Here is an 11,331-nt window from a genome sequence, read left to right on the forward strand (position 1 = left end):
TTGGTTCAATACCCGCCGACTGCACTCCTCGATCGACTACCTGCCACCCGTCACCTACGAGCAGCTGTACCGTCAGCAGACCAGCACCCCGACCGGGAAGGCTGCGTAACCCCGAGCCTCCAGCGAATCCAGGGCGATTCAGATCCGCGCACCGTGCTGATTCACAATGCGCCGGGGCGGGCGGTCATCGTCCATCCGACGACCGGCCGGGAGGGTGCAGCGTTCCTGTTCCGGGACCGCCTGCCCGCGGCCGATAGACCCCACAATCTCTCGGGCCGGCAGCGGCTGGTCGCGGACGTCGACGGCGGCATGGGCTGGATTGTCCCGGAGTTGGTGGAGCGGCTCCGCAACAGTCAGGAGATGTACTTCGATGCTGTGAGCCGGGTGCGGATGGATCGGTGGTCGCGCGGCCGGACGGTCCTGGTCGGGGACGCGGCCAGCTGTGTGTCGTTGTTCGGTGAGGGTTCCAGCATGGCCGTCGCCGGGGCTGCTGCGCTCGCCGACAGCCTGCGCTCCGGCGCCGGCGACTTGCCGGCCGCCCTGCGTCGGTACGAGACGCGGCATCGGCGGCGGGTTTACCCGCACCAGCTGCTGGCGCCCGCGGCTGCAAGGCTGCTGGTCCCCGCGTCCCGGGCCGAGTCACCCTCCGCGACAACGCGTTCCGCGCCTCCAGCGCCTCGTTGGCCGTGGTCGGAAAGGTTCGCGCCGTTCGCGCGTCCGACCGCCCGGGCTGACCCGCGATGGGAGGTGGGGTCGCGACGGGGTGAACACCGGTAGTCGATTGTCGCCTTCGATGCGGTTGGTGCCTGCGACGATCCGCCGGGCAAGGAGGCCAGGGCGTCGATGTCGATGGTCGATCGCCGAGCGGGTGTGTTCGACGGCCCCCGGGCAGGTGCGTGAACTCTGCGGGCGTTCTTGGCCGCAGACTGGGCAGCCGATGGCCGCCCAAGCCGGCGTTTGTCGACTCGCCCGCGTGAGAGCGGCGGTTGGAGAACCGCGGCGGGGTGCGGCAAGCACTTCTGGATTCACCGCGATCCCCATCCGGCCGAACCCCGCGGTGATTGGGCCGATAACCGTTGCTCGAATGAAATGACCGACCGGCTGCGCCGGAAAGAAAGAACGCGGGCCTCCCCGGCCGTCCAGTTCTTGTCCCGTGCTGGCGCTGCCCGGTTCGTGCCCGTGCCGGGCCGTCGGTGGTGCTGGTCGGCCGACCATCGGTCCCTACCGGGGAGAGTTGCCCGAATGCGGGTGCCCGGCTGCCCGTTCTGGTGACCGACCGGTCGACCCCGTCGCCGCAGGTCAGATCACCAGGTCCGCCCGCGCCGTCCCGGTGCGGATCGAGCGGCGGTAGTCGCGGGGCGTCATGCCGGTCTCGGCCCGGAACTGGCGGTTGAAATTCGACAGATTCTGGTAGCCCGCCTCGAAACAGATCTCGGCGACCGGACGGTCGGTCCGGAACAACATGGTGCAGGCCCGGATCACCCGCAGGCGGCGCACGGTGTCGGCGAACCCGCACCCGGCGGCACGCAGGAAGAAGCGGGACAGTGCGGACGGTGTCATGCCGACGATCCGGGCTGCTTCGTCCAAACGCACCTCCCCACCGAGGTTGTCGGTGATGTAGCGGAGCACCGTGTCGACCTTGCGCTGGGCGGGCGCGTCCAAGGGTGCCCCGGCCGGGGCCCGCGACAAGATGCGCCGGTCCGGCCGAGGAGCGTCGGCGAGAATGCCGAGCAGGCCGAAGACCCGATGCAGCCGGTGCAGGCCACGGCTGGCCCCGACGAGCTCGAGTTCGACGGCCGCCCGGGCCGCGGTGTGGCCGGTGTACTCGATGCCCCGGTCGGCCGACTCGAACAGCGCGGTCGCCTCGGCGGCTTCGGGCAGATCCTCGGCCAACCGGTCGATGCGTGCGGGGTCGATCTGCAGGACCACATCGCGTCCTTCGACCAGCTCACCGGGATCGAGGTCGGAGATCCAGTTGTGCGGCAGGTGGGACCCGACCAGTACGACATGACCCGGTTTGAACGGCCCGATGTGGTCGCCGACGAACGCGAGCCCGCTGCTGCGGCGGATCAGGTGCACCTCCACCTCGGGGTGGGTGTGCCAGCGGGCCAGCGGGTGCGGGAAGTCGTGCTGATGCCACCTGACACTGCTGGACAGGTCCGGCACCACGATCTCCGCCGCCGGCGACCGGCCGGACAGCGGGGTGCTCGCCGCGCGTTCGGGGATCACGCCGCCTCCTCGGGTCAGGTCAAATAAGTACCAGTCGAGCGCGTGCACGGCTATAGATCGGAACCCGATCGACCGTCAGGATCGGTGGTGCCGGTTGCGAGGACGTCCCGCGGAACGGCATTCCTGGCGAGTCCCATCCAGCACGACGAGGTGAATCCGTGTCTGCCCGACTTCCCCGCTCCCTGATCTTCGGCTACGCCGCGATCGCGCTCTTCATGACCGGCGACGGTTTCGAATTGACCTTCCTGGCCAGGTATCTGGTCGATCTGGGCTACACGCCGGTGGATGCCGCACTGGCGTTCAGCGTCTACGGCTTCGTCGCCGCCATCGCCGCCTGGTGTTCGGGAGTGATCGCCGAGATGTTCGGCGCCCGCCGGGTGATGGTGGTCGCCGGCATCGCCTGGCTGGTGTTGCAGGTCGTCCTGCTCGGCGTCGGCCTGAATTCCGGCAGCCTGCCGCTGATCCTTCTGATCTACGGCCTGCGCGCCGCCGCCTACCCGATGTTCATCTACTCCTTCGTGGTGCTGATCGCCCAGACCGTCGACCGGTCCCGGCTGGCGACCGCGATGGGTTGGTACTGGGCGGCGTACTCCCTGGGCATCGGCGTGCTGGGCACCTACCTGCCGAGCTGGCTGCTGCCGGTCCTGGGTGAGCAGCTGACGCTGTGGTTGGCGCTGCCGTGGGTGGCCGCCGGTGTGCTGCTGGCCGCCTGGAGCGCCCACCGCTACCGGGGTCCGGCTCAGGATCGTTCGACGGGCATGAATGCGTCCCAGAAGCTGCGGGAACTGGCCCGCGGTGCCACGATCCTGGTCGAGAACCGGCAGATCCTGATCCTGGCCATCGTGCGGGTCATCTGCAACCTCACCCTCTTCGGGTTCCCGGTCATCATGCCGCTGTACCTGTCGACCGACAGCTATGACGGGGTCGCGGTGCTGGAAGTGACGCAGTGGATGCAGCTGTGGGGCCTGATGTTCGCCGTCACCATCGTGACCAACGTGCTCTGGGGCCGCATCGGTGACCGCTTCGGCTGGATGCGGCAGATGCGCTGGTACGGCTGCGTCGGCTGTGCCGTGGCCACCCTGGCGTTCTACTACCTGCCGCAGTGGACCGGCCCGAACATGCTCGCCCTGGGCGCAGCGGCGGTGCTCCTGGCGGTGGCCGTGTCCGCCTTCGTCCCGATGGGTGCGGTCTTCCCGGCGCTGGCTCCCGAGCACACCGGAGCCGCGGTGTCGGCGCACAACCTGGCCGCCGGGGTCTCCACCTTCCTCGGCCCGGCCATCGCCATGGTGCTGCTGCCCATCGTCGGCATCGGCGGGGTCTGCTGGGCCTACGCGGTGCTCTACCTGACCGGCGCCGGCCTGACCGCCTTCGTCCGTCCGGACCAGCCCGGCATCTCCACCAAGGCCCGCTCGACCTCGCCGGAGTTCGCGGCCCCGGCGGCCTGACCGCTCGCCCGCCGACCACTCCTGCAACCCATCCACGCCGTTCATCGACGAAAGCGACGATCATGACGATGATTCCGACGACCACCGGCACCGGCGCCCCGATCGCCACGATCGATCCGGACGCCGACGGCTTCCCCGCCCCGATGCGCCGGGCCGTGGCCGAGCCGACCCAGGGCGTGCACCTGGAGACGGCCCCGATTCCCGCCCCGGGTCCCGGACAGGCGCTCGTGCGCAGCGCGCTGATCGGGATCTGCGGGTCCGACACCCACGCCATCGCCGGCCAGCACCCGTTCCTGACCAGCCGCTACCTGCCCGGCCACGAAGCGACCGGCACGGTGGTCGCGCTCGGCGACGGCGTGGCCGACCTGACCGTCGGCCAGCGGGTGCTGCTCAAGCCGAACGTCGCGTGCGGGGGCTGCCTGAACTGCGGGGCCGGCCGCTCCAACGCCTGCGAGAACCTGACCTGGATCGGCTGCGACCCGTCCCTGGGCTGGGCCGGCGCGATGGCCGACTACTTCCTCGCTCCGGAACGGAACCTGTTCCCGGTGCCGGACGGCGTCGACGACCGGACCGCCGCCCTGGTGGAGTGCCTGGCCACGCCGGTCCACGCGGTGCGCATCGCCGGGCCGGTCGTGGGCGCCCGCGTCGTCGTCCTGGGCGCGGGCACGATCGGTGTGCTGTGCGTCGTGGCTGCGCTGGAGGCCGGGGCGAGCACGGTGGTCGTGACCGACCTGGACCCCGGCAAGCTCGAGCGGGCCATGCGGGCCGGTGCGCACGGCGCGGTGCCGGCCGGTGACCCGGACGTCGACGATCAGGTGCTCGCCGCGCTGGGTGGTCCGGCCGACGTCGTGCTGGACTGCGTGACCAACCAGCGCTCGCTGAACCAGGCGGTGGCCCTGCTCCGCCGGGCCGGGACCCTGGCCGTGGTCGGCGTCCCGCCCCGCGACGCCACCCTGCCGATGCCGGTGATCCAGGATTGGGAGATCCGCGTCCAGGGTTGCGCGGCCTACACCGAGGCCGACATGGACGCCGCCCTGGCCATCGCCGCGAGCGGCGGCCTTCCCACCGACGAGATCGTTTCCCGCACCTACGGTCTGGACGATGTCGCCGAGGCCTTCGCCCGCGCGAGGGCCGACAGCTCGGGCAAGATCCTGGTCACCCCGGAGATCTGAGACACCGGTGGCACCGGCCGGGCGCGGCCGGTGGCACCGGCCGGTCCGGGCCGGGTAGCCGGGCCCGACGACAGATCTGCCCAGCGACCCCGGCGATTGCCCGGCGCCACTTCGGGTACGTAATGGGGACTTCGGCGCCGAGCGCGCCGGGGTCGACATGAGCAGGGTCCCGGACCGGGCCCGCCCGCCGGCCGGACGCCGTCGCGCGGCGACCGGCCGGTCGCGACGGTGATGGGGTGTGGACGATGGCTGCCACGCAGTTGTGGTTGGTCCGGCACGGGGAGAGCGTGGGCAACGTTGCGGCGTCGCAGGCCGCCGCGGCCGGAACCGACGTCATCCGGATCGGTCTGCGGGACGCCGATGTGGAGCTGACGTCGACCGGACAGGCCCAGGCGGCCGCCCTCGGCGCCTGGCTCGCGACGCTGCCCGCCGAGGCGGCGCCGCAGGCGGTCTGGAGCTCGCCGTACCGGCGAGCGGTACAGACGGCCGAGATCGCCGTCGCCCAGGGCGGGGCGCGGCCGAACATTCGGATCGATGAGCGGCTGCGCGACCGGGAACTGGGAGTCCTGGACCTGCTGACCACCGTGGGTGTGCACAACCTGTTCCCGGCCGAGGCGCAACGCCGGGCCTGGCTCGGCAAGTTCTACTACCGCCCGCCCGGGGGCGAGTCCTGGGCCGACATGGCGCTCCGGGTGCGGTCGCTGCTGCTCGACCTGGAGCGGACCGACGTCCCGCCCCGGGTCCTGGTGGTCTGCCACGACGCGATGATCCTGATCTTCCGGTACGTCTGCGAGGGGATGCGCGAAGCCGACCTGCTGGCCTGCGCCAGTTCCGGCTCGATCCGCAACGCCTCGGTGACCCGGCTGCGCCGCGTCGAGGGGCAGCCGTGGTGGTCGCCCGAGGAGGTCAACGCCGACGGTCATCTCGCGGCCCTGGGCGTTCCGGTGACCGAGCACCCCGGAGATCGCGATGCCTTCCCGCACTGAGGCCACCGATCGGCGATCCACTGCCCTCACCCGGCGGCTCCTGCGGGACTGGCCGCTTCCGGCGCCGTCCGGCAGTGGCAAGGCGAGCCGGGGTGACGTCTGGGTCGTGGGCGGAGCGGGTGGGACCCCGGGCGCCGCCATGCTGGCCGGACGGGCGGCGTTGCGGGTGGGAGCGGGCCGGTTGACCCTGGCCGTGGCCGAATCCGTGGCCCCCGCGGTGGCGGTGGCCGTGCCGGAGTCCGGCGTCCACCCGTTGCCGCAGACCGGGCGGGGGTCGGTGCGGGGTGACCTCACGCCGAACCTGGTCGAGCAATTGCCCGGCTGCGATGCACTGCTGGTGGGCTCCGGCCTGGATGATCCCGACCGGACCGCGGCGCTGGTCACGGCCCTGCTGCCGGTGGTCGGCGGCGACACGTCGGTCGTCCTGGATGCGTACGCGCTGGGGATCCTGCCGGGCCTGCCCGAGGTGAGCGACCGATGGGGCGGGCGCTTGGTCCTGACGCCCAATCTCGCGGAGCTGGAGCGACTGCTCGACCTGCGGTCGGGCGGCCTGGCCGATCCGGCGGACCTGCCGGACGCGGTGCGCCGGGCCGCCCGGCAGTACCGGGCGGTGATCACCTGCCACAACGTCATCGCCGACCCGGCCGGGTCCAGCTGGCAGGCCGCGCCCACCTGCATCGGGCTCGGAACCTCCGGCAGCGGCGACGTGTTGGGCGGGATGGTGCTCGGGCTGCTCGGCCGCGGGGCCGTGCCGGCCCGGGCCGCCTGCTGGGCCACCTACCTGCACCTGGCCGCGGGGCACCGGCTGACCCGGAAGTTCGGCACGGTGGGCTTTCTCGCCGGTGACCTGCTCGTCGAGCTGCCCGGTCTGCTCGACGAGCTGCGCTCGCTGGGGTGAATTCCCGCGCCCGCGGCGGCCTGCGCGCCGCCCGGTGCGCGCGAAAGCCCAGCCGCCGGTGGAGCTCGCGGTCGGTGACGATGTCCGCACCGACAAGCGGGAAGGGTCGCTCAGGGCGGTGTACCGCAATCCGGCCGCGCGGCGAACCACCCCCAGGGGTGGTTCGCCCGACCCGCCCCCGGTGGCTTCTGTCCGCGTCCGGCGGCGGACCCCCGACCTGCCGCCGGACCCGGTCGCAGTGTTGCTCGCACTGCCCATCGGGAACCGGGAAGTGCGCAGAGACAACCGATGTGCGACGGTCGGTGTCGCCCGCCCGCCCGGTCGTCGACGTCGTCGGGTGGGTGGTGGCACCGCCGGTCGCGGGTGCGGCGGCCCCCGGCTGTTCGGGCTGTGGTTCGGCCGGCCGCTCCGGCTGCGCCGCCATGCGCGGGTCGCGAAGCTGCGGACGCCGCTCCCGCAACCGGACCCGGCGCGGGCGGCGTGGGTGTCGCGGCGTTAGGCGCCGGCGTCCTGGTCCGCGCCACCCGGGTCGTCGCCGTCCCGACCGGGGGCGCTCCGGCGGAGCTTGTGGGTGCCGTCGCAGAACGGCGCGGTGCGGGTGGCCCCGCAGCGGCACAGCGCGAAGGTCGCGCGCCCGGGATCAACCGGCCGGCCGGCCGCGTCCAGCACCCGGGCGGGGCCGCGGACCAGCAGGGGGCCGCCCGGACACGCGGAAATGACGACGGCCGCACCCTGATCCGGGACCGCACGAGCGCGGAGCGGTTCGCTCATGCCGCCACCGCCGGCCGGCGCGCGGCGGACCGAAGACGGCGGCCGCGGTAGCGGGCACCCCCGGTCACCCGCTGGAGCAGGGCGATCCACACGGCCACGGCCCGTTCTGCGGCCCACAACGGCGCCCAGAGCGCGGCGTGCGCCGGATAGTGCTGCCGGCCGTCATGTCGCCGCCGCCCCAGCTCGGCGACGACGATCGGCAGCACGACCGCGACCACGACGGCGCGCGGTCGGTGCACCAGCAGTCCGATCACCAGCGGCAGCCAGCTCGCCTCCCACACCAATCGGGCGGGCTGGGCCAGGTCGTCGTAGGCCTGGCGGACCCGTTGCTCGAGAAATCGCGTCAGGTTCGGTGGCCGCCGGTCGATGAAGATCTCGTCGGCCCGGATCTGGCGTCCTCCGGCGGCGACGAGCGTGCGGATGAGCTGGAGGTTCTCGAACAGCACGTCCCCGTCGTACCCGCCGGCCCGGGTGAACGTGGAGCGCCGGAGTCCCAGGGTGCCCGGGTAGTCGGACCCGAAGGCCCGGTTGATGAGCGACCGCGCCGTGTCCCAGCGCGCGTGCCACGGCAACGGGCGGAACACGTTCTGCGGCCGGACCACATCGGCACCGGCCAACCGGATGGCCACCTCGGCAAGCTGTTCCGGTCGGTACCGGACGTCGTCGTCGGCGATGATCACCGATTCGTGGCGGGCGGCCAGCACTCCGGTCACCACACCCGCGACCTTGCCGTTGCCGCCGGGCCACGGATCGACCGGCAGATGCCGGACGATGGGTGCCCACGCCCGCGCGTGCCGCCGGAACAGCTCGTCCGGCGATCCGTCGACGATGCTGATGTCGGTGAACGGACGGATCGACTGCAGGTAGTGGGTGAACTCGGCCAGGTCCCGGTCGTCCTCCCACCGCAGGGGGACGACGTACTCGATCCACGGCCGGGGGGTCATGACGCCGCCCGGGCCCCGGCCAGCTGCGCGCCCCGGTGCCGCGGACTCGTTCCGCTCCGGAAGTGGGTGAGCAGGTGCTGGGCGGCGAGGTCGTCCAGGTACAGGCAGGCGGCCGCGCCGAACAGGATCTGCGGGGCCTGGGCCGGGTCCTGCTCGGCGAGCCCCCCGGCCAGGTCACGTCCGGCGATCTGCTCGTGCACCGCGTCCGCCTGGACGTGCTCGTCGAAGAAGCGGGTCGCCTGGACACCGAAGCCCAGACGACGGAGCCCGTTGCCGTACAAGCGGTTCGGCAGCGAGGACGTCATCTCGAAGGCGGCCAGATGACCGACGACGGCACCGACCAGCCGGCGGTGCAGGCCGAACATGGACATCGCGTTGACCCCGGCCAGCACGACCGCAGGCGCCTCGTCGACGAGCATGCCATAGCGGCAATCCAAGCCCAATGCGGCCATCGAGTCGGCGAACAGGGTGGCGTGCATGCGGTCGGGACGGCCGCCGCCGTACTCGTCGGCCTGCACCTCGACCAGGGCCGCCTTGGCGGCGCCGGCCAGCCGGGGAATGGCCCAGGTGTGGGGGTCGGCCTCCTTGAGGTGGTAGACCGACCGCACCGTCAGGAAGTCGCGGTAGTTCGCCACGGTGCCGGACCGGGCCAGGTAACCGGCCAGGCTCCGTCCCCGGTCCGGCTGGGGCGCCGTGGCCGAGAACAGGGACTCGGCCACGCCGGCGGGTCGAAGTTCGATGATCGGTGCCCCGGCCAGCAGGGCCGCCTCGAACGGCGCCTCCAGGGCCGCGCGCACCGCCAGCAGCCCGGGGTGCCACTCCCACCCGTCGTCCACGCCTTCGATGCCGCGGTAGTGCAGCTCGTACAGCATCAGCAGGGCGAGCTGCACGTCGTCGTCGACAAGGATGCCGTCCGCGCCCACGGCGGTCGCCTCCGCGACGAGATCGTCGCAGCGGGCGAGGTCGTCGGTGAGCCGGCGGGCGAGGCCGGCGCTGAGCCGGCCACGGGGTGTCGGCAGTGGCATGCGGGTGGTGGGCATGGTCGGGCGTCCCTCCGATCGGAATCCTGGAGCCGGGGTGCGCTCGGATCACCGCCGGGTGGCGCCACGATCCGCGGGCCCACCGGTTGAACCGGGGGTCGTGTGACACGGGGGCGGGGCGAGAACTGTTCAGTGCCCGGGTTCGCGCCGAGGGAAACGGCGCCCGGGTGTTGTGTCGGCGGCGTCCCGCCCGAGATCCGCCGTTGCGGTCTGTCGGGCACTCACGGCGCGTCGACCGGGCCCGGTTCCCGCCGTCCGGCCCGGTCACGGTCGACGCGCCCGGTGGCCGGCGGCGGAAGGGCACCGGTGCGCAGGACGGTGTCGGCGATGTCGCCGATGCTCGCGCTGGTCTGCTCGCTCGCCCGGGAGAGCAACTGGCGCGCCTGGGTCGGCGAGAGGTGGTAGAGCGCCATCAGAATGCCGGACGCCGCGGCGATCCGGTGCTGCACGGGCAGGCCTGCGCCGGTCGGGACGGCCACCGTTCCGGCCAGGGCCGCACGTTCCCGCTGCACCAGCGCAATGGCGTGATCGACGAGTACGCCGACCAGGGCGCGATCCGACGGCGCGGGGTGGTACCCGTCCTCCCAGTGGCAGGCGAGCACACCCCGGTACGGTGGCCCGGACCCCGGGGAGTTCACGAAGTGGGCCCGGATCCCGGCGCCGTCGACGGTCACGGAAACCCCGAGAGCATCCGGGGCCTCGCCGGCCGCGGCGTCGATGTCGCCCGGCGACCGGCCCGGCTGCGCATGCTCCGGGGACGCGAGGCACGGGGCCAGCCCCGGCCGGATCCGGCGGATGCGGTAGGGGCGGGTTCCCTGCTCGGTCACCTCGATCAGGCATTCGTCACACAACGCCGGCACGCAGACCTGGGCCAGCCCGGCGAAGACCCGGGCGGGTTCGTGCGATGCCTCCAGGTGACGCAGGCCGCTCAGGACCCGGTCCAGATGAACGCGGCTGACCTGGCCGTCACCGGAGTCGTCCGCAAGGTCGAACATGGTCGGGCGTCCTTCTTGGTTCCTCGACCCGGCTGGTGCTGGCCATGGTCGGTGGATCGGTGGATCTTTCCGGATTCCGACCGGGGTGCTGCCCGGGAACCGGCGGGCCGGAGCCGGCGGGTGCGGCCCGGCCGGCGGCGCGGCTCGCGCGCACCGCCGACCGGGCCGCGGCAAGACCGGGATCGACCGATCCCGCCGCATCCCGCCGGACGGCGGACCTTACCGGGCCGACTGCCCGATGGCGTCGGTGGAATCCGAGGCTTGGTTCCGCACCTGCTCGGCAGCCTGGCCGGTGTCCTGGCGAACGGTGTCCATCGCCTCGCTCGCGGTGGACTTGACCTCCTCCAGGGCCTGTTGGGCCGGTTCCTGCAGGTGCTGCGCGGTCTCCTTTGCCGCGTCGGTCAACTCGTGCACCAAGGGCTCGGCGGTCTCCTTGACGGCTTGGGCGGCACGCTGCTCCGCCCGGCTGGCCGGGATCAGGGACGAGGCGAGCAGCCCCAGGCCGAAGGCGATCAGGCCCGCGGCGACCGGGGAACCCTTGGCCCGCTCGGCGATCATCGACGGAGCCTCGGACACCGTGTCGCCCACCGTCGATGCGGCATGCTGGGTCTGGTCGGCGGCCTCCGAGGCGGTGCCCATCACCGAGTCCTTTACCGCGGTGGCGGCCCCGCGGACCCGGCCGACCTGGCGACGGGCGATGCTGCCGGGATTCACCTTGTCGCCGAGCGCATTGACGTCGTCGCTGAGTTCGCTCCGGGTGCGTTGGATGTCGCGTCGGATCTGTTCCGGGTCACTGGTCATGGCTGGCTCTCGTTTCCTTTCAGAGCATCCGGGATCTTCTTGACGGTCGC

The 11,331-nt window shown here is 72.5% G+C and carries 10 protein-coding genes; 4 read left to right on the forward strand and 6 right to left on the reverse strand.

What is annotated here, in order from left to right; genetic code table 11:
- Nucleotides 1–1,299: 1,299 nt before the first annotated feature.
- Nucleotides 1,300–2,229, reverse strand: a complete 930-nt coding sequence (locus ACOJUF_RS22580) for an AraC family transcriptional regulator (RefSeq protein ID WP_420124060.1) — start codon at nucleotides 2,227–2,229, stop codon at nucleotides 1,300–1,302.
- 158 nt (nucleotides 2,230–2,387) lie between these two features.
- Between ACOJUF_RS22580 and ACOJUF_RS22585 the strand changes: the two genes are divergently transcribed.
- The 4 genes from ACOJUF_RS22585 to ACOJUF_RS22600 all read left to right on the forward strand — a co-directional run bounded on the left by ACOJUF_RS22585 (nucleotide 2,388) and on the right by ACOJUF_RS22600 (nucleotide 6,730).
- The gene (locus ACOJUF_RS22585; protein ID WP_420124061.1) at nucleotides 2,388–3,674 is read left to right on the forward strand and encodes an MFS transporter; all 1,287 of its coding nucleotides are present in this window, start codon (nucleotides 2,388–2,390) and stop codon (nucleotides 3,672–3,674) included.
- A gap of 68 nt (nucleotides 3,675–3,742) precedes the next feature.
- Entirely contained in the window at nucleotides 3,743–4,846 is a 1,104-nt protein-coding gene (locus ACOJUF_RS22590) for a zinc-dependent alcohol dehydrogenase (protein ID WP_420124062.1), read from the forward strand.
- Between the two features lie 245 nt (nucleotides 4,847–5,091).
- On the forward strand, nucleotides 5,092–5,832 hold the full coding sequence (locus tag ACOJUF_RS22595; protein ID WP_420124063.1) for a histidine phosphatase family protein: 741 nt from the start codon (nucleotides 5,092–5,094) through the stop codon (nucleotides 5,830–5,832).
- Nucleotides 5,816–6,730 carry an ADP-dependent NAD(P)H-hydrate dehydratase gene (locus ACOJUF_RS22600; RefSeq protein WP_420124064.1) on the forward strand — a complete coding sequence of 305 codons (915 nt, stop codon included), beginning with the start codon at nucleotides 5,816–5,818 and terminating at the stop codon, nucleotides 6,728–6,730. The genes ACOJUF_RS22595 and ACOJUF_RS22600 overlap by 17 nt, the downstream gene beginning before the upstream one ends.
- Nucleotides 6,731–7,225: 495 nt before the next feature.
- Here ACOJUF_RS22600 and ACOJUF_RS22605 read toward each other — a convergent pair whose 3' ends face one another.
- The 5 genes from ACOJUF_RS22605 to ACOJUF_RS22625 all read right to left on the reverse strand — a co-directional run bounded on the left by ACOJUF_RS22605 (nucleotide 7,226) and on the right by ACOJUF_RS22625 (nucleotide 11,281).
- On the reverse strand, nucleotides 7,226–7,501 hold the full coding sequence (locus tag ACOJUF_RS22605; protein ID WP_420124065.1) for a CDGSH iron-sulfur domain-containing protein: 276 nt from the start codon (nucleotides 7,499–7,501) through the stop codon (nucleotides 7,226–7,228).
- Nucleotides 7,498–8,445 carry a glycosyltransferase gene (locus ACOJUF_RS22610; protein ID WP_420124066.1) on the reverse strand — a complete coding sequence of 316 codons (948 nt, stop codon included), beginning with the start codon at nucleotides 8,443–8,445 and terminating at the stop codon, nucleotides 7,498–7,500. Before ACOJUF_RS22610 ends, ACOJUF_RS22605 begins: the two co-directional genes overlap by 4 nt.
- Nucleotides 8,442–9,485 carry an iron-containing redox enzyme family protein gene (locus ACOJUF_RS22615; protein ID WP_420124067.1) on the reverse strand — a complete coding sequence of 348 codons (1,044 nt, stop codon included), beginning with the start codon at nucleotides 9,483–9,485 and terminating at the stop codon, nucleotides 8,442–8,444. Before ACOJUF_RS22615 ends, ACOJUF_RS22610 begins: the two co-directional genes overlap by 4 nt.
- A gap of 221 nt (nucleotides 9,486–9,706) precedes the next feature.
- Entirely contained in the window at nucleotides 9,707–10,480 is a 774-nt protein-coding gene (locus ACOJUF_RS22620; RefSeq protein ID WP_420124068.1) for an ANTAR domain-containing protein, read from the reverse strand.
- Nucleotides 10,481–10,699: 219 nt separating this feature from the next.
- Nucleotides 10,700–11,281: a DUF3618 domain-containing protein gene (locus tag ACOJUF_RS22625; RefSeq protein WP_420124069.1), complete on the reverse strand. Its 582-nt coding sequence runs from the start codon at nucleotides 11,279–11,281 to the stop codon at nucleotides 10,700–10,702.
- Nucleotides 11,282–11,331: the final 50 nt, after the last annotated feature.

Origin of the sequence: Nakamurella sp. (assembly GCF_048594475.1) — a bacterium.
GTDB lineage: Bacteria > Actinomycetota > Actinomycetes > Mycobacteriales > Nakamurellaceae > Nakamurella.